The organism is uncultured Modestobacter sp. (assembly GCF_947486615.1).
GTDB lineage: Bacteria > Actinomycetota > Actinomycetes > Mycobacteriales > Geodermatophilaceae > Modestobacter.
The window spans coordinates 669,702-692,399 of the sequence record NZ_CANKUD010000001.1; the positions used below are offsets into that span (position 1 = coordinate 669,702).

Here is a 22,698-nt window from a genome sequence, read left to right on the forward strand (position 1 = left end):
GCTCCTCAGTTCGTGCTGGCCGCGAGAGGGGCGTCGACGTCGACCAGGACGTCGTCACCCTCGACCCGGACCGGGTAGACGGGGACCGGCTTGTTGGCCGGGAGGTTGGTGGGGGCGCCGGTGCGCAGGTCGAAGCAGGACCCGTGCAGTGCGCACTCGATCGTCGGGGCGCCGTCGACCTCGTCGACGTCGCCGTCGGTGAGCGGGAAGTCCGCGTGCGAGCAGACGTCCTGGAGGGCGTAGAGCTCGCCGTCGAAGTCCACGACCGCGACGTCCACGTCCGCGAGCTCGACCCGCAGCGCACCGTCCTCGGGCACCTCCGAGCGGGCGCAGACGCGCTCGAAGGCCATCAGCCGACCTCGACCGGCTGCTCGTCGAGCTCCGGCAGCGCACCCAGCCGACGCTCGATCGAGGTCATCAGCCGGTCCTGCAGCTCGGGGATCCCGATGTGCTGGACGACGTCGGCGAAGAACCCGCGGACGACCAGGCGCCGCGCGGTCTCGGCGTCGATGCCACGCGAGCAGAGGTAGAACAGCTGCTCGTCGTCGAACCGGCCGGTGGCGCTGGCATGCCCGGCACCGACGATCTCGCCGGTCTCGATCTCCAGGTTGGGCACCGAGTCCGCCCGCGCCCCGTCGGTGAGGACCAGGTTGCGGTTGAGCTCGTAGGTGTCGGTGCCGGTGGCCGCCGGGCGGATCCGCACGTCGCCGACCCACACGCTGTGTGCCTGCTCGCCCTGCAGCGCGCCCTTGTAGACGACGTTGCTGCGGCAGTTGGGCGTGCCGTGGTCGACCCAGAGCCGGTGCTCCTGGTGCTGGGTCTCGTCGGCGAAGTACAGGCCGTACAGGTCGACCGAGCCGCCGGGGCCGGCGTACTGCACGTTGCTGACCAGCCGGACGAGGTCGCCGCCCAGGGTGACCACGACCTGCTTGAGGGTGGCGTCCCGGCCGACGACGGCGTCGAACTGCCCGCCGTGCACCGCACCGGGGGCCCACTCCTGCACCGAGACGACGGTCAGCTGCGCGCCGTCGCCGAGCAGGAAGGCGACCCCGCCGGAGTACTTGGCCAGTCCGCTGTGGTCCAGCACGACCGTGGCCTGGGCGAACTGCCCGACCTCGATGACGAGCTGACCCCAGACGACGTCCTCGCCGCCGGTGCCGGACAGGCCCAGCCGCACCGGGCGGTCCAGCACGGCGTCCTTGGCGATCCGGACGACGGTGGCGTTCCCGCTGTGCTGGCGGGTGAGCGCGGCGAGCCGGTCGACCGGCTCGGGCAGACCCTTGAGCAGCGGGTCGTCGGCCGGCACGGAGGACAGCTCGACGCCCTCGGGCAGGTCTGTGTCCCACTGCAGGGACGCCTCCGACGGGGCGCCGTCCAGCAGCGCGCGCACGCGGCGCATCGGGGTGAAGCGCCACTCCTCCTCCCGGCCGGTGGGCCGGGGGAAGGCGTCGGGGTCGACCGAGGTGAACCGCTCGGCCGGCGATCCGGTCGGGGCCGGCCCGCCGTGCGAGTGCGACCCCGGGGGGACGTCGCCGGCGGTGCCGGTGCCGGCCGCCGGGGTGGTCGGCGGCCCGGCCTGGGCGCCCACGCCGGGGGCAAAGAGCTCCCCGGCGAGGGTGGCCGACTCCGTGGTCAGGGTGGTCTGGTCGTCAGTACCGGTGTTCTGTGGAGCCGACATCAGCCGACGGCACCTTCCATCTGCAGCTCGATCAGGCGGTTGAGCTCGAGGGCGTACTCCATCGGCAGCTCCCGGGCGATCGGCTCGACGAAGCCGCGCACGACCATCGCCATCGCCTCGTCCTCGGAGAGCCCACGGCTCATCAGGTAGAACAGCTGGTCGTCGCTGACCCGGGAGACGGTGGCCTCGTGGCCCATCGCGACGTCGTCCTCGCGGACGTCGACGTAGGGGTAGGTGTCCGACCGGCTGATCGTGTCGACCAGCAGCGCGTCGCACTTCACCGTCGACTTGGAGCCGTAGGCGCCCTCGTCGACCTGCACCAGCCCGCGGTAGGAGGTGCGGCCACCGCCCCGGGCCACCGACTTCGACACGATGGTCGAGGAGGTGTGCGGCGCGGCGTGCACCATCTTGGCGCCGGCGTCCTGGTGCTGGCCCTCGCCGGCGAAGGCGATGGACATGACCTCGCCCTTGGCGTGCTCACCGGTCATCCACACGGCCGGGTACTTCATCGTCACCTTGGAGCCGATGTTGCCGTCGACCCACTCCATGGTCGCGCCCTCGTGGGCCACGGCCCGCTTGGTGACCAGGTTGTAGACGTTGTTCGACCAGTTCTGGATGGTCGTGTACCGGCAACGCGCGTTCTTCTTCACGATGATCTCGACGACCGCGGAGTGCAGCGAGTCGGTCTTGTAGATCGGCGCGGTGCAGCCCTCGACGTAGTGCACGTAGGCGCCCTCGTCGATGATCATGAGGGTCCGCTCGAACTGGCCCATGTTCTCGGTGTTGATCCGGAAGTAGGCCTGCAGCGGGATCTCGACCTGGACGTTCTTGGGCACGTAGATGAACGAGCCACCCGACCACACGGCCGTGTTCAGCGCGGCGAACTTGTTGTCACCGGAGGGGATGACCGAACCGAAGTACTCGCGGAACAGGTCCGGGTGCTCGCGCAGCGCCGTGTCGGTGTCCAGGAACAGGACGCCCTGCTCCTCGAGGTCCTCACGGATCTTGTGGTAGACGACCTCGGACTCGTACTGGGCCGCGACACCGGAGACCAGCCGCTGCTTCTCCGCCTCCGGGATGCCCAGCTTGTCGTAGGTGTTCTTGATGTCGTCGGGCAGCTCGTCCCAGGTGGTGGCCTGGGCCTCGGTGGACCGGACGAAGTACTTGATGTTCTGGAAGTCGATCCCGGAGAGGTCCGAGCCCCAGTCGGGCATCGGCTTCTTGCCGAAGATCTTCAGCGCCTTGAGCCGGCGCTCGAGCATCCACTCGGGCTCGTTCTTGCGGCGCGAGATGTCTCGGACGACGTCCTCGTTGATGCCACGGGTGGCGGAGGCACCGGCGACGTCGGCGTCGGCCCAGCCGTACTTGTAGCGGCCGAGCGCATCGATCGTCTCGTCCTGCGTCATCGGCGCGCTGGGCACCGGCTGCGTGGTGGTCATGCGGGGGTCCTCTCCCGGTCGATCGAGGGGGTGCTGCGAGTGCTGGCGTCGGTGGCCGGAGCCGGGACGCGATCAGCAGGTACAGGGTGTGGCAGGTCGGCTTTGTTCCCGCCGCCGTGGGCCGAGACCCGACCCGGTGCGCGCTGCGCCGGGACGAGCTGGGCCGGTATGTGGGTGGTGCAGATCCCGTCGCCGTGGGCGATGGTGGCCAGTCGCTGCACGTGGGTGCCGACCAGCCGGCTGATCACCGCCGTCTCAGCCTCGCACAGCTGCGGGAACTCGGCGGCGACGTGGGCCACCGGGCAGTGGTGCTGGCAGAGCTGACCGCCGCTGCCGCTCCCCGGGCCGGCCAGCGACATCGCCATCGCGGCGTAGCCCTCGGTGGTCAGCGCGGCGGCGACCACCTGAGCGCGGTCGACGGGCTCCGGCGACGCGGCCTGCGCCTGCGCCACGGCGCTGGAGCACCGCTCCTCCAGCCCGGACAGCTGCCGCTCGGCCACGGCCCGGACGGCGTCGGGGCCCCCGTGCTCGGCCACGAAGCGGAGCGCGGTGAGCGCCAGGTCGTCGTAGGCGTGCGGAAAGGCCGACCGGCCGGCGTCGGTGAGGGCGAACCGGCGCGCGGGCCGGCCCCTCCCCCGCTGCCCACCGGGGGCCTCGCGCTCGGTGACCCGCCCGGCGGCCACCAGTCCGTCGAGGTGGCGACGCACCGCAGCGGGCGAGACGCCCAGCCGGGCCGCCAACTCGGCGGCGGACTGCGGGCCGTGCTCCAGCAGCAGCGCGCTCACCCGGACCCGGGTGCGACCGTCCTCGGCCGGCACACCGGCGGGGACGGCGGCCCGGGCCGCGGCGGTTTCCACAACACGATTGTGTGCTTAATCGAGGAGCCCGCAAGCAAGGCGGACCTTACTTGCGGGCTCCCCGAGCACTCCCGAGAGCGACGTCACACCGCGGCGGGCGTCTCGGCCTCCGCGACGGTGTTCGGCTCCACCTCGGACACCTGGAGGTCCAGGGCGCCGTCCACGACGTCGACCCGCACCCGCTGACCGGCGTGCAGGTCGCCGCCGAGCACCAGCCGGGACAGCCGGTTGTCCACCTCCCGCTGGATCGCCCGGCGCAGCGGTCGGGCACCGAACTGCCGCTCGAAGCCCCGCTCGGCCAGCCAGGAGACGGCAGCCGGGCTGAACTCCAGCACGATGTCCTGCGCGGCCAGCCGGCGGCGGGTCTCGTCCAGCAGCAGGTCGGTGATCCGGGCCAGCTGCTCGGGCTCCAGCTGCCGGAAGACCACGATCTCGTCGATCCGGTTGAGGAACTCCGGCCGGAAGGCCTCCCGCAGTCGCCGCATCACCTGGTCGCGCAGGTCATCGCCGGCGTCGCCGTTGGCGGTGAAGCCCAGCGGCCCGCGGCCGGCGTTGACGATCGCCTCCGAGCCCAGGTTGCTGGTCATGATCACCACGGTGTTGGTGAAGTCGACCGTGCGGCCCTGGGAGTCGGTCAGCCGGCCGTCGTCCAGCAGCTGCAGCAGCGTGTTGAACACGTCCGGGTGAGCCTTCTCGACCTCGTCGAGCAGCACCACCGAGTACGGACGGCGACGCACCGCCTCGGTCAGCTGACCGGCGTCCTCGTAGCCGACGTAGCCGGGAGGGGAGCCGACCAGCCGGCTGACCGTGTGCCGCTCCTGGAACTCGCTCATGTCCAGCCGGACCATCCGGTCGGAGTCACCGAACAGCGCCTCGGCCAGTGCCCGGGCCAGCTCGGTCTTGCCGACGCCGGTCGGGCCGAGGAACAGGAAGCTGCCGATCGGCCGGTCCGGGTCGCCCAGGCCCGCCCGCGAGCGGCGGATCGCCTCGGCGACCACCTCGACGGCCTCGTCCTGGCCGACGACCCGCTCGTGCAGCACGTCCTCCAGCCGCAGCAGCCGGTCGCGCTCCTCCTCGGTCAGCTGGGCCACCGGCACACCGGTCGCCCGGGAGACCACCTCGGCGATCTCGGCCACCCCGACCTCCGGGATGCCGGGCTCGCCACCGGAGCGCGCCCGGTCCAGCTCGGCCTGTGCCGCCTGGCACTCGTCGCGCAGCGTGGAGGCGCGCTCGTACTGCTCGGCGGCGACCGCCTGGTCCTTCTCCCGCTGCAGCTCCTGCACCCGCTGCTCCAGCGCCCGCAGGTCGGTGGTCGGCCGCTTGACCCGCAGCCGGGTGCGCGCGCCGGCCTGGTCGATCAGGTCGATGGCCTTGTCCGGCAGGTGCCGGTCGGTGATGTACCGCTCCGACAGCTCGGCGGCGGCGACCAGCGCCTCGTCGGTGAACCGAACCTGGTGGTGCGCCTCGTAGCGGTCGCGCAGCCCGCGCAGGATCTCGATGGTGTCCAGCGTGCTGGGCTCGGGCACCAGGACCGGCTGGAACCGCCGCTCCAGGGCGGCGTCCTTCTCGATGTTGCGGCGGTACTCGTCCAGCGTGGTGGCGCCGATGATGTGCAGTTCGCCGCGGGCCAGTGCCGGCTTGAGCATGTTGCCCGCCCCGGCCGAGCCCTCCGAGCCCCCCGCGGTGACGACGGTGTGCAGCTCGTCGATGAAGACGATCACCTCGTCGCTGTGCTCGCGGATCTCGTCCATCACCTTCTTGAGCCGCTCCTCGAAGTCACCGCGGTACCGGGTGCCGGCGACCAGGCCGGTGAGGTCCAGCTCCACCAGCCGGCGGCCGCGCAGCGACTCGGGGACGTCGCCGTCCACGATCTGCAGGGCGATGCCCTCCACGATCGCCGTCTTGCCGACGCCGGCCTCGCCGATGAGCACCGGGTTGTTCTTGTTGCGCCGGGACAGCACCTCGATGGTCTGCTCGATCTCCTGGGCGCGGCCGATGACCGGGTCGATCTTCCCGTCCCGGGCCATCGCGGTCAGGTCACGGCCGAACTCGTCCAGCGTCGGGGTGCTGGACGGCGGCTGCTCGCCGCCGCCCCCGCCCCCGGCGGTCACCGGTCCGCCGGCCGCGGCCTGCTGCAGCGCCTCGGGGGTCACCCGGGCCCCGCCCAGCACCCGGCCGGCGCCGGAGTCGCCGTTCAGCGCCAGGGCGAACAGCAGGTGCTCGGGGCCGATGTAGGTCGAGCCGCTCGCCCGGCTGACCTGGTGGGCGTCGAGCAGGGCCCGCTTCGCGGCCGGGGTCAGGGCCGGCGCCTGGCCGGTGGGCTCACCGCGGCCGAGCTGGCTGGCCAGTGCGGCCTGCAGCTGCTCGGCGTCCACGCCGCTGCGGGTGAGCAGCGTGCGGGTGGGCTCGTGCCCGGCCAGCGCCCACAGCAGGTGCTCGGTGTCCAGGTCGGGGCTGCCCCACTCGGCGGCCTGCCGCGCCGCCGCGGACACCACCTCACGGGAGTGGGAGCTCAGCAGCTGGGTGATGTCCACCCGCTGCATGCCCCGGCGGGCACCGGGGCCGCCCAGGAAGGCCTGGAAGAAGTCGTCGAACGGGCCGCCACCGAAGGGTGCGCCCGGGAATCCGCTGGTCATGTCTGCAAAGACCTCTCGTCGGAACGGGTCGGCGCTGACCTACCCACCGCGGACGCCATGCATCGCGGAACGGGTCGTCGATCCGTCGCGCTGCGCGTGTCGGGCGGTGCCGCCGGCCGGGTGAGCGGGCTCTCTGCTCGAACCGGGGGGCGGGGGCGCCGCGGTAAGTAGCATCCGAGGGGTGTCGGTTCTTCCCGCGTCGTTCCGCTCTCGGATGAACCCGTCCGTGGTCTCCCGGATCGCCCTGGCCAACGTCATCGCCAACGGCGTGATCGTGGTGACCGGCGGCGCGGTCCGGCTCACCGGCTCGGGGCTGGGCTGCCCGACCTGGCCGGAGTGCACCGACGGCAGCATCCGCCCGACGGCCGAGCTCGCCGGGCACGGGCTGATCGAGTTCGGCAACCGGCTGCTGACGTTCGTCCTCGTCCTGGTGGCGTTCGCGACCGTCGTGGCGGTCTTCGCCTCGGTGCGCCGGGACCTGCGCCGGCTGGCCGTGCTGAGCCTGCTGGGCATCCCCGCGCAGGCGCTGCTCGGCGGGGTCACCGTGCTGACCGGGCTGAACCCGTGGACCGTGGCCGCGCACTTCCTGGTCTCCTCGGTGCTGGTCGCCATCGCCACCACCCTGTGGCTGCGCTCCCGCGAGCCGGGAGTCGGGCAGCTGCTGGTGCGCCGCCCCTTCGCGCTGCTGGTCACCGGGGTGGCGGCCACCGTCGCCGTCGTCCAGGTGATCGGCACGGTGGTCACCGGCAGCGGGCCGCACAGCGGTGACCCGGAGGCCGGCCGCACCGGCCTGGACCCGGAGCTGATGAGCCAGCTGCACGCCGACGCGGTCTTCCTGCTGATCGGGCTGACCATCGCGCTGCTGGTCGGGCTGCACGCCACCGACTCCCCCGGCCGGGTGCGCCGCGCCGCCCGCGACCTGCTGGTCGTCGAGCTGGCCCAGGGCGTCATCGGGTACGTGCAGTACTTCACCGACCTGCCCGCGCTCCTGGTGCTGCTGCACATGGCCGGCGCCGTGCTGATCGTCGTCTACACCGCCCGGCTGGTCTGGTCGGTCCGCGGCCCGTCGTCCGACGTACCGGTCGACGCCCCGCTGACGAGCGCCGCCACCGTCTGAGGCGCGCCCCCGCGGCCGAGTGCGCGGAGGGGTGGCGCCGACCCCCGCAGCCCCCGGTCCGCGCACGCCGTCGCCATCCGCTGCCGCCGTCCCGCCCGGCAGGGCGATGTGCGTCCGTGGCGGGATCCGGCCCGGGAACCCGCCCTCGACGAACATCGCCCCCACCTCGCCGTCGTCGTGGGGCGGCTACGAGTGCCAGACGTCCAGGCCTCCGCCGGGTCCGCAGACGACGAGGCCGACATCGGACCCGGTGACCTGCCATGCCTCGTGGTCCGGGTCGGGACCGCAACGCAGGGTCGTCCCACCGATGGTGAGCCCCAACGCCCCATCGTCACCGACGGCAACGGCGACGACATCGCCGTTGAGCAGGGGCACGAGCAACGCCAGGCCCTCGAGCTCGTGCGCAAGCACCGGCTCGCCCGGGGCGGAGGCCACCGTGATCGGGGCCTCGAAGGTGACCGTGACGGCGCCGGAGAAGCGGAGCTGGGCGTCGTGGGGGCCGACACACAGCTGACTCAGCGACCGCCCCACCAGCGGTTGCACCTGCGCGCTCGCCGAGCGTCCGCCGTCCGCCGTCACGGGCTCACCGTCCCCCGCCGACGGTGGGGGTCCCGCATCAGACGAGGACGTCGACGACCAGGGCGATGGACAGCAGGGTCATGTAGGTGATCGACACCGAGAACAGCTTCATCGGCCGGTCGGGCACGCCCGCCTTGATCCGCCGCAGCCAGGCGTGCGACTCCGCCACGTACCAGGCACCCAGGCCCAGGGTGGCGGCGCCGGTGACCCACCCCAGCCCGGGGGTGACCGGGGCCATCAGCAGTGACACGCCGAGCGTGCCCCAGGCCCAGGCGACGGACTGGCGACCGACGCTGACCGGGCCGGCGACCACCGAGAGCATGGGCACCCCGGCCCGGAAGTAGTCGAAGCGGAACCGGCTGGCCAGCGCCCAGAAGTGCGGCATCTGCCAGCAGAAGACGATGCCGAAGAACACCAGCGCCGGCCAGTCCAGCGACCCGGTGACCGCGGCCCAGCCGATCAGCACCGGCGCCGCGCCCGGCAGCCCGCCGAACACGGTGTTGTGGTGGGTCCGGCGCTTGAGCACCATCGTGTAGAAGACCGAGTAGGCCAGCACCGCGGCAGCGGTGAGCGCCGTGGCCAGCGGCGTGGTGAACAGGCCGAGCAGCACCAGCGCGACCCAGGCCAGCAGCACGCCGAACACCAGCGCGTTGCGCGGCCGGATCACCCCGCTGGGGATCGGCCGGTCGCGGGTGCGCGACATCAGCCGGTCGATGTCCCGGTCGTACCAGCAGTTGATCGTGTTGGCGGCGCCGGCGGCGAGCATGCCGCCGACGAGCGTGGCCAGGACCAGGCCGGTGCCCGGCCAACCGCCGGCCGCCAGCATCATCGCCGGCAGCGTGGTGACCAGCAGCAGCTCGACGAGCTTGGGCTTGGTCAGCGAGACGTAGGCGCCCACCGTCGCACGGGCCGATCTCGTCGGCCGGGGCCGGCCGACGGCGCGGTCGGCGATCGCCGTCACCGGGGGCCCAGGAGCGCGGCGTCGCGCGGGCAGCAGGGCACCACGAGGTCCTTCTCGCCGGAGGATGGGTTGCCGGACCACTGTAGCCCGGCATCCCGCGGGGAATGGCTCGGCACCACTAGGGTTTGATCACGTTGACTCTGCGCGTGATGCGGGTAGGGCGGACGTCGAGGACGACGGCGCGCCCACGCTCACGACCTCCGACCGCGCCGACCGGGGCGGCCGTGGTGTGCACCGTCGTCCGCCCGGGGTGGATCGACCCCCTGGCCCCCCGGGCGGGTCCGACACCGATCTATCCCCGAGGGAGCTCCGAGCGCCACATGACCAGCGACAACGGAACCAAGAGCACCGCCGCCGAGGCCCCGGCCGAGGCCGCCTCCGACAGCGCCACCGGCTCGCCCCGCCAGCCCACGCCGACCCTCCCCGAGAGCTTCGGCGACCTGGACCGCGCGGCCATCGACACCGCCCGCGTGCTGGCCATGGACGCCGTCCAGAAGGTCGGCAACGGCCACCCGGGCACCGCGATGAGCATGGCGCCGGTCGCCTACCTGCTCTTCCAGAAGTGGCTCGAGCACGACCCGAGCGACCCCAACTGGGCCGCTCGTGACCGCTTCGTGCTCTCCATGGGGCACTCCAGCCTCACCCTGTACGTCCAGCTCTACCTGGCCGGTTACGGCCTGGAGCTCGACGACCTCAAGTCGCTGCGCACCTGGGGCTCGAAGACCCCGGGTCACCCCGAGGTCGGCCACACCGCCGGCGTCGAGACCACCACCGGCCCGCTGGGCCAGGGCGTCGGCAACGCGGTCGGCATGGCGATGGCCGCCCGCCGCGAGCGCGGCATGCTCGACCCCGAGGCCGCCGAGGGCGAGAGCCTGTTCGACCACACCATCTGGGCCTTCGCCTCCGACGGCGACCTGGAGGAGGGCGTCAGCGGCGAGGCCTCCTCGCTGGCCGGCACCCAGCAGCTGGGCAACCTCGTGCTGGTCTACGACGACAACAAGATCTCCATCGAGGACGACACCACCGTCGCCTTCACCGAGGACGTCGGCGCGCGCTACGCCGCCTACGGCTGGCACGTGCAGCACGTCGACGACGGTGAGGACCTCGCCGCCGTGGACGCCGCCTTCGCCGCCGCCAAGGCCGAGACGAACCGCCCCTCGATCATCGTGCTGCGCACGGTCATCGGCTGGCCCTCGCCGAACAAGCAGAACACCGGCGCCGTGCACGGCTCCGCGCTCGGCGAGGACGAGGTCAAGGCCACCAAGCAGATCCTCGGCTTCGACCCGGAGCAGACCTTCGAGGTGCGCCCCGAGGTCATCGAGCACACCCGCAAGGCCGTCACCCGCGGCCAGGAGGCGCACCGCGCCTGGCAGTCGCGGTTCGAGGCGTGGCAGCAGGCCAACCCCGAGGGCGCGGCGCTGCTGGAGCGGATGAGCACCCGCACCCTCCCCGAGGGCTGGGCGGAGAAGCTGCCGACCTGGGACGCCGACCCCAAGGGCGTCGCCACCCGCAAGGCCTCCGGTGAGGTGCTGGCCGCCCTCTACCCCGAGCTGCCCGAGCTGTGGGGCGGCTCGGCCGACCTGGCCGAGAGCAACAACACCGCGGTCAAGGGCGAGCCCTCGTTCCTGCCGGCGAACCGCCAGACCAAGATGTGGAGCGGTGGCCCCTTCGGCCGCACGTTGCACTTCGGCGTCCGTGAGCACGCCATGGGCGCGGTCATGAACGGCATCGCGCTGCACGGCGGCACCCGGGTCTACGGCGGCACGTTCCTCACCTTCTCCGACTACATGCGCGGTGCGGTGCGACTGGCCGCCCTCATGCAGCTGCCGGTGACCTACGTGTGGACGCACGACTCCATCGGCCTGGGCGAGGACGGCCCGACCCACCAGCCGATCGAGCACTACGCCGCGCTGCGCGCCATCCCGGGTCTGGACTTCGTCCGCCCGGCCGACGCCAACGAGACCGCCGTCGCCTGGCGGACGATCCTGGAGAACAACGACCGGCCGGCCGGCCTGGCGCTGTCCCGGCAGAACCTGCCGGTGTTCGACCGCACCGAGTTCGCCTCCGCCGAGGGCGTCGCCAAGGGCGGCTACGTGCTGGCCGAGGCGTCCAACGGCTCTCCCGAGGTCGTGCTCATGGGCACCGGCTCGGAGGTGCAGATCGCCGTGGCCGCCCGCGAGCAGCTCGAAGCGGCCGGCGTGCCCACCCGCGTCGTGTCCCTGCCCTGCTGGGAGTGGTTCGCCGAGCAGGACGAGGCCTACCGCCTCCAGGTGCTGCCGCCCTCGGTCAAGGCGCGGGTCAGCGTCGAGGCCGGGGTGCCGATGGGCTGGCGCGAGTTCGTCGGTGACGCGGGCCGGATCGTCGGCCTCAACCACTACGGCGCCAGCGCTTCGTACTCGAAGCTGTACGAGGAGTTCGGCCTGACCGCGGAGGCCGTCGTGGCCGCCGCCCGCGAGAGCATCGACGCCGCCGCCAACGGGGCCACTCCCCCGTCGGGTGCCGGCGTCTCCCGCGGCGGGGTCTACGGCTCCGACGCCACCGCCGACCACTGAGGAAGGACCCCGGTGCCCCCCACTCCTCGCACGCTCGGGGCGGGCCCCTGCACCGGGGCCACCAGGCGAACCGTCTTTCTAGGAAGGAACTGACCATGGCCCAGAACGAGAACCTGGCACAGCTGTCGAAGGCGGGGGTCGCCGTCTGGCTCGACGACCTCTCCCGCGACCGGATCCGCAGCGGCAACCTGCAGCAGCTGGTCGACGAGCAGAGCGTCGTCGGCGTCACCACCAACCCGAGCATCTTCGCCGCGGCGATCAGCGGGTCCAAGTCCTACGACGACCAGCTGCACGCCATGGCGGTGCGCAAGGTGAGCGTCGAGGAGGCGCTGCGCACCATCACCGCCGCCGACGTCCGGGACGCCTGCGACCTGCTCGCGCCGGTCGCCGAGCGGACCGGCCGCGACGGCCGCGTGTCGCTGGAGGTGGCCCCGGGCCTGGCCCGCGACACCGACGCGACCGCCGCCGAGGCCGCCCACCTGTGGTGGCTGGTCGACCGGCCGAACCTGTTCATCAAGATCCCGGCCACCGTCGAGGGCCTGCCCGCGATCACCGAGACGATCGCGGCGGGCATCAGCGTGAACGTGACGCTGATCTTCAGCCTCGAGCGCTACCGCGCCGTCATGGAGGCCTACGTCGCGGGCCTGGAGAAGCGGCTGGCCGAGGACCCGAACGCCTCCTTCGAGGGCATCGAGTCCGTGGCGTCGTTCTTCGTGTCCCGGGTGGACAGCGAGATCGACAAGCGCCTGGACGCCGCCGGCGCGGACGCCTCGCTCAAGGGCAAGGCCGGTGTGGCGAACGCCCAGCTGGCCTACCAGGCCTACGAGGAGGTCTTCTCCTCCGACCGCTGGAAGGCGCTGGAGGCCAAGGGCGCCAGCAAGCAGCGCGCGCTGTGGGCCTCGACCGGGGTCAAGAACCCGGAGTACTCCGACACCCTCTACCTGTCCGAGCTCATCGCCCCGGACACGGTGAACACGATGCCGGAGAAGACCATGCAGGCCTACGCCGACCACGGCCAGGCCGGCACTCCGGTGCAGTCGGCCTACGCCGACGCCGAGAAGGTCATGCAGGCGGTCACCGACGCCGGTGTCGACCTCGACGACGTCTTCCGCGTCCTGGAGGACGAGGCCGTGCAGAAGTTCGTCGACGCCTGGGACGAGCTGACCGCGTCGGTGCAGGAGCAGCTGCAGGACAAGGCGTGACCCCCGGGCCGGGGACGGCGGCGACGCCGTCCCCGGCCCGTGTCGCGGCGCCACCGCACCACCCCTGGACACCGCCGCCGTCCGGTCCGGCGCCGCACCGGACGGCGGCACACTGCGAGCTGATCGAGGACGGATCTGACGATGCCCACCAACCCGTTGCGCGACCCGCGGGACCGGCGGCTGCCCCGAGTACCGGAGCCGTGCGCGCTCGTCGTCTTCGGGATCACCGGGGACCTCTCGCGCAAGAAGCTGCTGCCGGCCGTGTACGACCTGGCCAACCGCGGGCTGCTGCCCACCAACTTCGCGTTGCTGGGCTTCGCCCGCCGCGACTGGGGTGACGTCGAGTTCTCCGAGCTCGCCCGTTCGGCCGCCCGGGAGCACGCCCGCACCCCGTGGCGCGAGGAGGTCTGGGAGCGGCTGGCCAACAGCGTCCGCTTCGTCCAGGGCTCCTTCGACGACGACGACGCCTTCGACGAGCTGGCCAGCAATCTCGCCGAGCTCGAGGGCAGCCACGGCATCGGCGGCAACGCCGCCTTCTACCTGTCGATCCCGCCGGCCCTGTTCCCCACGGTGCTGAAGCAGATGCAGCGCACCGGCATGGCCGAGAGCACCCCCGACCGCTGGCGGCGGGTGGTCGTGGAGAAGCCGTTCGGCACCGACCTCGCCTCCAGCCGGCAGCTCAACGAGCTCGTCGACTCGGTGTTCACCGCCGACGACGTCTTCCGGATCGACCACTACCTGGGCAAGGAGACGGTCCAGAACCTGCTGGCCCTGCGGTTCGCCAACACCCTCTTCGAGCCGCTGTGGAACGCCCACCACGTCGACTCCGTGCAGATCACCATGGCCGAGGACGTCGGCATCGGCGGCCGCGCCGGCTTCTACGAGAAGACCGGCGCCGCCCGGGACGTGCTGCAGAACCACCTGCTCCAGCTGCTGGCGCTGACCGCCATGGAGGAGCCGGTCGAGTTCTCCGCCGAGGAGATCCGCACCGAGAAGCTGAAGGTGCTGCGCGCGGTCTCCGTGCCCGACGTCGCCGACATGCCCCGCTTCGCCATCCGCGGCCAGTACGAGCAGGGCTGGCTGGCCGGCCAGCGGGCCACCGGCTACCAGCAGGAGGAGGGCGTCGCCGCCGACTCCACCACCGAGACCTACGCCGCCGTCCGGCTGGGCGTGGAGACCCGCCGCTGGGCCGGTGTCCCGTTCTACCTGCGCACCGGCAAGCGGCTGCCCCGCCGGGTCACCGAGATCGCGCTGGTGTTCAAGCGAGCCCCGCACCTGCCGTTCGCCCCGACCGACACCGAGGAGCTAGGCCACAACCAGCTGGTCATCCGGGTGCAGCCGGACGAGGGCGTCACGCTCAAGTTCGGCTCCAAGGTGCCCGGCAGCGTGATGGAGGTCCGCGACGTCGCGATGGACTTCCTCTACGGCGAGCAGTTCACCGAGGCGAGCCCCGAGGCCTACGAGCGGCTGCTGCTCGACGTCCTGCTCGGCGACGCGACGCTCTTCCCGCGCAATGCCGAGGTGGAGGCGTCCTGGGCGGTCATCGACCCGCTCGAGGAGTTCTGGGCGAACACCACCCCGCACCCCTACCGCGCCGGCGAGTGGGGGCCCCGCGCCGCCGACGCCATGCTCGAGGCCGAGGACCGGGCGTGGCGCCGACCGTGACCGTCTCCCTCCCCCGCCCTGCTCTGCCCACCCTCGAGGAGGGACTGTCATGACGACTCTCTGGGACACCACCGGCTCCGCGGTGGTCAAGGAACTGGCCGCCCAGCGGCGCACCGGCGGCGCCGTGATGAGCGGTGTCGCGCTGACCCTGGTGGTCGTGGCCGACGAGGGCCGGGTCACCGAGGCCGAGCAGGCCGCCACGGCCGCCGCCGAGGTGCACCCCTGCCGGCTGCTGATCGTGGTCCGCCGGCAGATCGAGGCCCCGGTGCCCAGGCTGGACGCCGAGGTGCAGATCGGTGGCCGGCTGGGCCCCGGCGAGTCCGTGGTCATGCGGATGTACGGCCGGCTCGGGCTGCACGCCGAGTCCGTCGTCCTGCCGCTGCTGGCCGCCGACGCCCCGGTGGTCACCTGGTGGCACGAGGCGCCGCCGGAGCAGATCGCCCGTGACGCGCTCGGCGTCATCGCCGACCGCCGGATCACCGACTCGTCCATGGCACCGGACCCGGTGGCCGCGCTGCGCAACCGGGCGCACGACTACTACCCCGGCGACACCGACATCACCTGGACCCGCAGCACCCCGTGGCGGGCCACGCTCGCCTCCACGCTGGACTCGGTGTCCGGCCGGCGGGGCGAGCCGGTCCGGGTGCTCGGCGGACGGGTGGAGGGCGACCCGGACAACGCCACCGCGCAGCTGGTGGCCGGCTGGCTCTCCTCGCGCTGCGGCTGCCCCATCGACGTCGTGCCCAGCCCGCGCAAGAACGGCCCCCGCGGCATCGACTCCGTCACCCTCCAGCTCGACCAGGGCGAGGAGGTCCGGCTGCAGGACGACCGCAAGGGCGGCGCGGTCATCGACCAGCCGTTCCGGCCCGAGTCCGTCGTCGCCCTGCCCGACCGCAGCCTCGGTGAGCTGATCGGTGAGGAGCTGCGCCGACTGGACCCGGACGAGCCCTACAGCGAGGCGCTGGAGGCCGTCACCGGTGCAACCGGCCTGTCCGACCGGCCGGCCTGCCGCGACCACGTCTGGTTCGACCCCATGCGGCCCGAGCAGACCGTGGAACCGCGGAACGCCGCAGGCGAGACCGACGGCGGGTCGGCGACCGCGCACTCCGCGCCCACGGTGCCCGACGTCCCGGGCGACACCGACGAGGTCGCCCTCAGCGGGGAGCACGACTCCCCTGCCGACGACTCCGAGGAGCAGGCGGCCGTCCAGTCGCCGGGGGCTGCCCCGGCGCGCAAGGCCGGCACTGCGAAGAAGGCGGGCACCCGATGAGCCAGACCTCCCCCGGCGACCGGGTCGACGAGGCGCTGGCCGACTCGGACCTGCCGACGCCGGACGTGGTGATCGAGCCCGACGCCGACCGGCTCGCCCGGTCGGTCGCCTCCGCGCTCGTGGCGCGGCTGGCGGCCGCCCAGGCCGTGCACGGGACGGCGTCGGTCGTGGTCACCGGCGGCGGGATCGGCACCGCGGTGCTGAAGCGGGTGGCCGAGCTGGCCGCCGAGCCCGAACACGCGGTGGTCGACTGGGCTGCCGTGGACGTCTGGTGGGGCGACGAGCGGTTCGTGCCGGTCGACGACCCCGACCGCAACGAGCTCGGCGCCCGGGCGGCCCTGCTGAGCAAGGTCGCGCTGGACCCCGAGCGGGTGCACCCCATCCCGTCCTCGGACGCCGGCTTCGACGAGCCCGAGGACGCTGCGGCCTGGTACGCCGAACAGCTGGCGGCCGCCGCCGGTGAGGGCGCGAGCCTGCCCCGGATCGACGTGCTGATGCTCGGCATGGGCCCGGAGGGGCACGTCGCCTCGATCTTCCCGGACTCCCCCGCCGCCCGCGACGACCGGCCCGTCGTCGCCGTCCGCGACTGCCCCAAGCCTCCGCCGACCCGGGTGAGCCTCGGGTTCACCGCACTGACCGCCGCCGAGGAGGTCTGGCTGCTGGTCAGTGGCGAGGGCAAGGCGGACGCGGTGGCCCAGGCACTGGGCGGTGCGTCGCGGCTGGAGATCCCGGCGGCCGGGGCGCGCGGCACGCGGGCCACCCGCTGGCTGCTGGACGCCGCCGCAGCCAGCAAGCTGCCCCGCCAGTAGTCAGCGGCCCACACGGAACCGGCCCGGTCACCCCAGCTGCTCTTGGGGTGACCGGGCCGGTCGCGTGCTGTCGCCCGTCGTGCTCAGGCCCCGCGGCGGGCACGGAGCCGGGACAGTGCCTCCTCGAGGAGGGCATCGCCGTCCGCGTCGGAGCGACGCTCCCGGACGTAGGCGAGGTGCGTCTTGTACGGCTCGGTCCGGGGAGCCGGCGGCGGGTTCCCCTGGTCGATCCCGGCCGGGAGCCCGCAGCGCGGGCAGTCCCAGGTCTCGGGCACCTCTGCCTCGGTCGCGAACGCGATCCGCGACTCGTGCCCGTTGGCGCACCAGAAGCCCACCCGGCGCCGCGGCGCCGCCTCACCACGCTCGGCCTCACCCATCGGACCTGCACCGACCCGGCTCCCCCGGATCGCGTTCCCACCAGCCACGAGCGGCCCCCCTGATCGTCGCCACGTCGCGGTGACTGAGTTGATCACCGCCCGCGCAGTCTAGGGCCTGTGGCCCCGGTCTCAGGTCACGATGCGGACACCCTCGGTACCGGCACGCGACCGTCTGGGGAAGACCTCGCAGGTCCGGTTTCGGCGCAGCCTCGGGGACGACGGCGAGACGCCCGCAACGAGCGAGGACAGGGCTGACCGACCCTCGCACAGGCACGGCCCGCCACATGTTCCGCTGCTCGGCAGTCGGCCCCCTCTCAGGGGCCCGCTGCCGAGCGTAGCGAGGTGGTGGGGGGAGAGGGGGTCCTTCGTCAGACCTTGATCAGGATGCCCAGCGCGACGATGCAGACGGTCCAGACGGCGCCGGCGAAGACGGTCAGCCGGTTCAGGTTCTTCTCCACCACCGAGCTGCCCGACAGCTGCGAGGACACCGCGCCACCGAACATCGACGACAGGCCGCCGCCCTTGCCGCGGTGCAGCAGGATGAGCACGATCAGCAGCAGGCTGGTGAGCACCAGCAGCACGTTGAGCGCCAGTTCCATGGTCGTCCGTCTCCCTGTCCGCCTGCCCACGGGGTGGGTGGTGGTGCACCCACGTGGTTCGGGGGCCCTCGACGGTCCAGCCTAACCGACGCCGCCGGGCCGCCCGGTCACCTCGCTGGTCAGCGGACCCCGGCGGTCGCTGCGTCGTAGCTGCCGTAGGGCTGCATCACCACGGCGTTGCGCAGCCGCTGGCCGGCCAGCAACTGCACGCGGTTCTCCACCAGCGGCACGTAGGCAGCCGTCTCCTGAACCGCGTAGACGACCTGCCGCCAGGCGTCCGCGGCGGCCGCCGGATCGGTCGCCGCGCGGGCGGCGTCCACGGCTGCGTTGACCTGGGCGTCGTCCAGCCGGGCGTAGTTGGTGTTGCCCACCTGCCGGATGGACCGGCCGTCGACCAGCGGCACCAGGAACGAGGCGGAGGTGGGGAAGTCGGCGGTCCAGGTGGCCAGCACCATCCCGTAGCCGGCCGCCGTCACCGCGTCGGGGTTGCCGACGTCGGTGGCGTAGAAGGTGGTGGGGTCCAGCGGCCGGACCTCGACCTGGATGCCCACCTCGGCCAGCGTCGCGGCCAGCGCCTCCGCGACGTCGACACTGCCGGGGACGTCGGCGACGGCCAGCGTGGTGCTGAACCCCTCGGGGCGGCCGCACGCGGCCAGCGCCGCCGCAGCCGCCGCCTGGTCCGGGTCCGGGTCGGCCTCCTCCGGCGCACCGGCGACGGCACGCGGCCACAGCAGGGAGGTCCGGACGGCGTTGCCCGCGCCGCGCAGCGCCTCCTGCACCGCCGCGCGGTCGACCACGGCGGCGACCGCCCGCCGGCAGTCGACGTTGTCCATCGGCGCCACCGTCGTGGGCAGCGCCAGCAGCCGGACCGAACCGGTGGTCACGTCGTCGATCCGCGCGGCCAGCGCGTCGTCGTCCAGCCGGCTGATGGTCGCCTGCTGGACCCCGGTGCCGGAGAGGTCGAGATCAGCGGACCCGGCCAGCAGCGCCTGGTCCCGGGCCACCCCGGACAGGCCGGACCGGAGGACCACCGAGTCGGGGAGCGCGGTGCGCACGTCGTCGGTGGCCGGGTCCCACTGCGGGTTCCGCTCCAGGGCGACACCGGCCACCGGGTCCACCGAGGTGATCATGTACGGGCCCGAGCTGACCGGGTCGCTGCCGTAGGCGGCGCCGGTGTCGTTCTCGATCGGCACCGGGCTGCTGGAGGGCAGCGCCATCACGAACGGGAACTCCGGAGCGGGCCGGGTCAGGGTGAAGACGATCGTGCGGTCGTCCGGGGTGGCGATCGAGGGCAGCCCCAGGCGCCCCTCGGTCTCGTCCTGGTACGGACCGGCGTAGGGGTCGGCCGGGTCGTCGAGCAGGTCGACGACGTAGGTCGGTCCGCCGACGACGACGTCGGAGGCGAAGGAGCGTTCGATGCCGTACTTCACGTCGCGGGAGGTGATCGGCCGACCGGTCTCGAAGCGCACCCCCTCGCGCAGCGTGAACGTCCACGTCCGTCCGCCGTCCGGGGTGGTGCCCAGGTCCGTGGCCAGGTCGGGCACCAGCTCGTCGGTCGAGCCCGGCTCCGAGGAGTAGGTGAGCAGGGTGCGGGCGTACAGCCGCATGAGGTTCCACACGCCGGGCAGGTAGGACCGCTGCGGGTCCAGGCTGTCGATGTCGCCGGACACCAGGCGCAGCGTGCCCCCGGTCTCCTCGGACGGCGCGCGCACGCCGGTCACGCCGCTGCCGGCCTCACCGGCCTGGGTCGGCACACCGGCGACGCCGCTGTTGCTGCTGCCGCACCCGGTGAGCACCGCCAGCGCCGCGACCAGGCACAGCACGACGGCCGACCGGAGGGCACCCCGCGCGGGGACTCGGCCGGTCGGCCGTCGTGCACTGCTGTGGATCACCGTGGGTGCTGCTCCGCCCGGTCAGTGCCGGCCGGCGGTCAGCTCCCGTCGGCGGCGGTACGACAGATCTGTGCGAACTCGTCGGCGTCCAGGCTGGCACCGCCGACGAGCGCTCCGTCGACGTCCGGCCCGGCGAGGATGCCGGCGGTGTTGCCGGCCTTCACCGATCCGCCGTAGAGGATACGGACCACCGCGGCCGTCTCCGGCCCGAATCGCTCGGCGAGCCGCGCCCGGAGCGCCGCGCAGACCTCCTGCGCGTCGTCCGGGGTGGCCACCTCACCGGTGCCGATCGCCCACACCGGTTCGTAGGCGATGACCAGCTCCTGCAGCTGCTCGGCGTCGAGTCCGGCCAGCGCCTGGTCGAGCTGCGCGGTGCAGTGCGCGACCTGACCGGCTGCCCGCCGGACGTCGAGCCCCTCCCCGACGCAGAGGATCGGGACCAGCCCGTGCCGCAGCGCGGCCTGCACCTTGCCGGCGACGACGGCGTCGTCCTCGCCGTGCAGCGTGCGCCGCTCGGAGTGACCGACGAGCACGTACCGGCAGGCCAGCGCGGCGAGCATCACCCCGCTCACCTCACCGGTGTAGGCGCCGGAGTCCTGCGCCGAGATGTCCTGGGCGCCGTAGCCGATCTCCAGCTTGTCCCCGGCCACCAGCGTCTGCACGCTGCGCAACGCGGTGAACGGCGGGACGACGACGACCTCGGCCGCCTCGAGCTGCCGCTCCTTCAGCGAGAAGGCCAGCTTCTGCACCAGGCCGATCGCCTCGAGGTGGGTGAGGTGCATCTTCCAGTTGCCGGCGATGAGCGGACGACGCCCCTCGCGGACCGGCTGGGTCTCCTTGGTGCGCGCCATCAGTCGGCCAGCACGGCGAGCCCGGGCAGCTCCCGGCCCTCCAGGTACTCCAGCGATGCGCCGCCGCCGGTGCTGATGTGCCCGTAGGCGCCCTCGTCCAGACCCAGCTGCCGGACCGACGCCGCCGAGTCGCCGCCACCGACGACCGACAGGCCTTCCACGGCGCCGACGGCCTGGGCGACCCCGCGGGTGCCGCCCTGGAAGGGCGCCAGCTCGAACACGCCCATCGGCCCGTTCCAGAACACCGTGTGCGCCCCGGTCAGGGCCTCGGTGAACAGCTCGACGCTCTTCGGCCCGATGTCCAGGCTCATCTCGTCGGCCGGGATCCCGGTGGCCGGGAGCACCCGGGTCGGCACGTCCGCGCTGAACTCCGGGGTGACCACCACGTCGACGGGCAGCACGATCCGGTCGCCTGCCTCGGCCAGCAGCCGCTTGCAGGTCTCGACCTGGTCGGCCTCCAGCAGCGACGAGCCCACCTCCAGACCGCGCGCGGCCAGGAACGTGTAGGTCATCCCGCCGCCGATCAGCAGCCGGTCGACCTTGGGCAGCAGGGCCTCGATCACGCCCAGCTTGTCGCTGACCTTCGAGCCGCCGAGCACGACCACGTAGGGCCGCTCCGGGCTCTCGGTGAGCCGGGTGAGCACCTCCAGCTCGCGCGCGACCAGCCGGCCGGCCGCGTGCGGGAGGCGAAGCGCCACGTCGTACACCGAGGCGTGCTTGCGGTGCACCGCGCCGAAGGCGTCGTCGACGTAGAAGTCGGCCAGGGCGGCCAGCCGGTCGGCCAGCTCGCCGCGCTCGGCGTCGTCCTTGGACGTCTCGGCTGCCTCGAAGCGGACGTTCTCCAGCAGCAGCACCTCGCCGTCGGCGAGCCCGGCCACCTTCGCGGTGGCGTCGGTGCCGGCGACGTCCCCGGCCAGGATCACCGGGGCGCCGAGCATCTCGCCCAGCCGCGCAGCGACCGGGGCGAGGGAGAACCTCGGGTCGGGAGCGCCCTTGGGCCGGCCCAGGTGCGCGGCCACGACGACCCGGGCGCCCGCGGCCTGCAGCGCCTGCAGCGTGGGCAGGCTGGCGCGGATCCGGCCGTCGTCGGTGATCGCGCCGCTGTCCTTGTCCAGCGGGACGTTCAGGTCGGCGCGCAGCAGCACGCGCCGACCCGACACCCCGTCGGCGATGAGCTCGTCGACGGACCGCATCAGAGCTTGCTGCCCACCAGCACGACGGAGTCGACCAGGCGGTTGGAGTAGCCCCACTCGTTGTCGTACCAGCCGACGACCTTGACCTGGTTGCCGAAGACCTTGGTCAGACCGGCGTCGTAGATGCAGGAGGCCGGGTCGGTGACGATGTCGGAGGAGACGATCGGCGCGTCGGTGTAGACCAGGTAGGGCGCCAGCGGGCCGGCGGCGGCGGCCTTGTAGGCGGCGTCGACCTCCTCGACGGTGACCTCACGGGACAGCGTGACGGTGAGGTCGGTGGCCGAGCCGGTCGGCACCGGGACGCGGAGGGCGTAGCCGTCGAGCTTGCCCTTCAGCTCCGGCAGGACCAGGCCGATCGCCTTGGCGGCACCGGTGGAGGTGGGCACGATGTTCAGCGCGGCGGCGCGGGCGCGGCGCATGTCCTTGTGCGGGCCGTCCTGCAGGTTCTGGTCGGCGGTGTAGGCGTGGATCGTGGTCATCAGGCCACGCTCGATGCCGAAGGCGTCGTTGAGCACCTTGGCCAGCGGCGCCAGGCAGTTGGTGGTGCAGGAGGCGTTGCTGATGATCGTCTGCGAGCCGTCGTACTGCTCGTGGTTGACGCCCATGACGATCGTCAGGTCGTCGCCGGTGGCCGGCGCGGAGATGACGACCTTCTTGGCACCGCCGGCGTCGACGTGCTTGCGCGCGTCCTCGGCCTTGGTGAAGAAGCCGGTGGACTCGACGACGACGTCCACGCCCAGCTCGCCCCAGGGCAGGTTCGCCGGGTCGCGCTCGGCGAGCACCTTGAACGTGTTGCCGCCGACCTTGATCCCGTCACCGACGACCGAGACGTCCTCGGCCAGCTTGCCCAGGATGCTGTCGTACTTGAGGAGGTGGGCGAGCGTCTCCGGGGTGGTCAGGTCGTTGACCGCCACGATCTCGACGTCCGCGCCGCTGGCGGCCACCGCCCGATAGAAGTTGCGGCCGATCCGACCGAACCCGTTGATCCCGACCTTGACCGTCACTGCGGACCTCCCAGACC

Annotated in this window: 19 protein-coding genes; 6 read left to right on the top strand and 13 right to left on the bottom strand. The window is 72.9% G+C overall.

Annotation, left to right across the window (positions count from 1 at the left end):
• Nucleotides 1-5 precede the first annotated feature (5 nt).
• The 5 genes from Q1A09_RS03230 to Q1A09_RS03250 all read right to left on the bottom strand — a co-directional run bounded on the left by Q1A09_RS03230 (nt 6) and on the right by Q1A09_RS03250 (nt 6,610).
• Nucleotides 6-350, bottom strand: coding sequence for a non-heme iron oxygenase ferredoxin subunit (locus tag Q1A09_RS03230; RefSeq protein ID WP_299951993.1), 345 nt, complete (start codon nt 348-350; stop codon nt 6-8).
• On the bottom strand, nt 350-1,678 hold the full coding sequence (gene sufD, locus Q1A09_RS03235) for a Fe-S cluster assembly protein SufD (RefSeq protein ID WP_299951995.1): 1,329 nt from the start codon (nt 1,676-1,678) through the stop codon (nt 350-352). Before sufD ends, Q1A09_RS03230 begins: the two co-directional genes overlap by 1 nt.
• Entirely contained in the window at nt 1,678-3,117 is a 1,440-nt protein-coding gene (gene sufB, locus Q1A09_RS03240) for a Fe-S cluster assembly protein SufB (RefSeq protein WP_299951997.1), read from the bottom strand. Before sufB ends, sufD begins: the two co-directional genes overlap by 1 nt.
• A complete protein-coding gene (locus Q1A09_RS03245) occupies nt 3,114-3,974 on the bottom strand; it encodes a metalloregulator ArsR/SmtB family transcription factor (protein WP_299951999.1) in 861 nt (286 codons plus the stop codon). Before Q1A09_RS03245 ends, sufB begins: the two co-directional genes overlap by 4 nt.
• An 83-nt stretch (nt 3,975-4,057) precedes the next feature.
• Nucleotides 4,058-6,610: an ATP-dependent Clp protease ATP-binding subunit gene (locus Q1A09_RS03250; protein ID WP_299952001.1), complete on the bottom strand. Its 2,553-nt coding sequence runs from the start codon at nt 6,608-6,610 to the stop codon at nt 4,058-4,060.
• Between the two features lie 181 nt (nt 6,611-6,791).
• On the opposite strand from Q1A09_RS03250, the gene Q1A09_RS03255 reads away from it, so the two are divergent.
• A complete protein-coding gene (locus Q1A09_RS03255) occupies nt 6,792-7,727 on the top strand; it encodes a heme A synthase (protein ID WP_299952003.1) in 936 nt (311 codons plus the stop codon).
• 186 nt (nt 7,728-7,913) lie between these two features.
• Here Q1A09_RS03255 and Q1A09_RS03260 read toward each other — a convergent pair whose 3' ends face one another.
• Together Q1A09_RS03260 and Q1A09_RS03265 are read right to left on the bottom strand one after the other, a co-directional pair.
• Nucleotides 7,914-8,306: a DUF6188 family protein gene (locus tag Q1A09_RS03260; protein WP_299952005.1), complete on the bottom strand. Its 393-nt coding sequence runs from the start codon at nt 8,304-8,306 to the stop codon at nt 7,914-7,916.
• Nucleotides 8,307-8,343: 37 nt separating this feature from the next.
• Nucleotides 8,344-9,267, bottom strand: a complete 924-nt coding sequence (locus tag Q1A09_RS03265; RefSeq protein ID WP_299952007.1) for a heme o synthase — start codon at nt 9,265-9,267, stop codon at nt 8,344-8,346.
• A 320-nt stretch (nt 9,268-9,587) separates the two neighbouring features.
• Between Q1A09_RS03265 and tkt the strand changes: the two genes are divergently transcribed.
• The 5 genes from tkt (at nt 9,588) to pgl (ending at nt 16,765) form a co-directional block, all read left to right on the top strand.
• Nucleotides 9,588-11,819, top strand: a complete 2,232-nt coding sequence (gene tkt / locus Q1A09_RS03270) for a transketolase (protein WP_299952009.1) — start codon at nt 9,588-9,590, stop codon at nt 11,817-11,819.
• Between the two features lie 95 nt (nt 11,820-11,914).
• Complete coding sequence (gene tal / locus Q1A09_RS03275) at nt 11,915-13,021, top strand: transaldolase (RefSeq protein ID WP_299952011.1); 1,107 nt, start codon at nt 11,915-11,917, stop codon at nt 13,019-13,021.
• A gap of 141 nt (nt 13,022-13,162) precedes the next feature.
• Nucleotides 13,163-14,686, top strand: a complete 1,524-nt coding sequence (gene zwf, locus Q1A09_RS03280) for a glucose-6-phosphate dehydrogenase (protein ID WP_299952013.1) — start codon at nt 13,163-13,165, stop codon at nt 14,684-14,686.
• A 49-nt stretch (nt 14,687-14,735) separates the two neighbouring features.
• Nucleotides 14,736-15,956 (top strand): glucose-6-phosphate dehydrogenase assembly protein OpcA, encoded by a 1,221-nt coding sequence (locus tag Q1A09_RS03285; protein WP_299952015.1) that lies wholly within the window; start codon nt 14,736-14,738, stop codon nt 15,954-15,956.
• Nucleotides 15,953-16,765 carry a 6-phosphogluconolactonase gene (pgl, locus tag Q1A09_RS03290; RefSeq protein ID WP_299952017.1) on the top strand — a complete coding sequence of 271 codons (813 nt, stop codon included), beginning with the start codon at nt 15,953-15,955 and terminating at the stop codon, nt 16,763-16,765. The genes Q1A09_RS03285 and pgl overlap by 4 nt, the downstream gene beginning before the upstream one ends.
• Before the next feature lie 83 nt (nt 16,766-16,848).
• On the opposite strand, the gene Q1A09_RS03295 is transcribed toward pgl, so the two are convergent.
• The 6 genes from Q1A09_RS03295 to gap form a co-directional block, all read right to left on the bottom strand.
• Nucleotides 16,849-17,190 (bottom strand): RNA polymerase-binding protein RbpA, encoded by a 342-nt coding sequence (locus tag Q1A09_RS03295; protein WP_299952019.1) that lies wholly within the window; start codon nt 17,188-17,190, stop codon nt 16,849-16,851.
• Nucleotides 17,191-17,510: 320 nt separating this feature from the next.
• Complete coding sequence (secG, locus tag Q1A09_RS03300) at nt 17,511-17,741, bottom strand: preprotein translocase subunit SecG (protein ID WP_222196085.1); 231 nt, start codon at nt 17,739-17,741, stop codon at nt 17,511-17,513.
• Between the two features lie 119 nt (nt 17,742-17,860).
• Nucleotides 17,861-19,564, bottom strand: a complete 1,704-nt coding sequence (locus Q1A09_RS03305) for an ABC transporter substrate-binding protein (RefSeq protein ID WP_299952023.1) — start codon at nt 19,562-19,564, stop codon at nt 17,861-17,863.
• Between the two features lie 107 nt (nt 19,565-19,671).
• On the bottom strand, nt 19,672-20,484 hold the full coding sequence (gene tpiA, locus Q1A09_RS03310) for a triose-phosphate isomerase (protein ID WP_299952025.1): 813 nt from the start codon (nt 20,482-20,484) through the stop codon (nt 19,672-19,674).
• The gene (locus Q1A09_RS03315; protein ID WP_299952027.1) at nt 20,484-21,677 is read right to left on the bottom strand and encodes a phosphoglycerate kinase; all 1,194 of its coding nucleotides are present in this window, start codon (nt 21,675-21,677) and stop codon (nt 20,484-20,486) included. Before Q1A09_RS03315 ends, tpiA begins: the two co-directional genes overlap by 1 nt.
• Nucleotides 21,677-22,681 (bottom strand): type I glyceraldehyde-3-phosphate dehydrogenase, encoded by a 1,005-nt coding sequence (gene gap / locus Q1A09_RS03320; protein ID WP_299952029.1) that lies wholly within the window; start codon nt 22,679-22,681, stop codon nt 21,677-21,679. The genes Q1A09_RS03315 and gap overlap by 1 nt, the downstream gene beginning before the upstream one ends.
• Nucleotides 22,682-22,698 lie beyond the last annotated feature (17 nt).

Excerpts from the sequence above, each read along its gene's own strand:
- Q1A09_RS03250 (WP_299952001.1), bottom strand. The coding sequence starts at position 6,610 with ATGACCAGCGGATTCCCGGGCGCACCCTTCGGTGGCGGCCCGTTCGAC.
- Q1A09_RS03285 (WP_299952015.1), top strand. The coding sequence starts at position 14,736 with ATGACGACTCTCTGGGACACCACCGGCTCCGCGGTGGTCAAGGAACTG.
- sufD (WP_299951995.1), bottom strand. The coding sequence starts at position 1,678 with ATGTCGGCTCCACAGAACACCGGTACTGACGACCAGACCACCCTGACC.
- pgl (WP_299952017.1), top strand. The coding sequence starts at position 15,953 with ATGAGCCAGACCTCCCCCGGCGACCGGGTCGACGAGGCGCTGGCCGAC.
- sufB (WP_299951997.1), bottom strand. The coding sequence starts at position 3,117 with ATGACCACCACGCAGCCGGTGCCCAGCGCGCCGATGACGCAGGACGAG.
- tkt (WP_299952009.1), top strand. The coding sequence starts at position 9,588 with ATGACCAGCGACAACGGAACCAAGAGCACCGCCGCCGAGGCCCCGGCC.
- tpiA (WP_299952025.1), bottom strand. The coding sequence starts at position 20,484 with ATGGCGCGCACCAAGGAGACCCAGCCGGTCCGCGAGGGGCGTCGTCCG.
- secG (WP_222196085.1), bottom strand. The coding sequence starts at position 17,741 with ATGGAACTGGCGCTCAACGTGCTGCTGGTGCTCACCAGCCTGCTGCTG.
- zwf (WP_299952013.1), top strand. The coding sequence starts at position 13,163 with ATGCCCACCAACCCGTTGCGCGACCCGCGGGACCGGCGGCTGCCCCGA.
- tal (WP_299952011.1), top strand. The coding sequence starts at position 11,915 with ATGGCCCAGAACGAGAACCTGGCACAGCTGTCGAAGGCGGGGGTCGCC.
- Q1A09_RS03230 (WP_299951993.1), bottom strand. The coding sequence starts at position 350 with ATGGCCTTCGAGCGCGTCTGCGCCCGCTCGGAGGTGCCCGAGGACGGT.
- Q1A09_RS03315 (WP_299952027.1), bottom strand. The coding sequence starts at position 21,677 with ATGCGGTCCGTCGACGAGCTCATCGCCGACGGGGTGTCGGGTCGGCGC.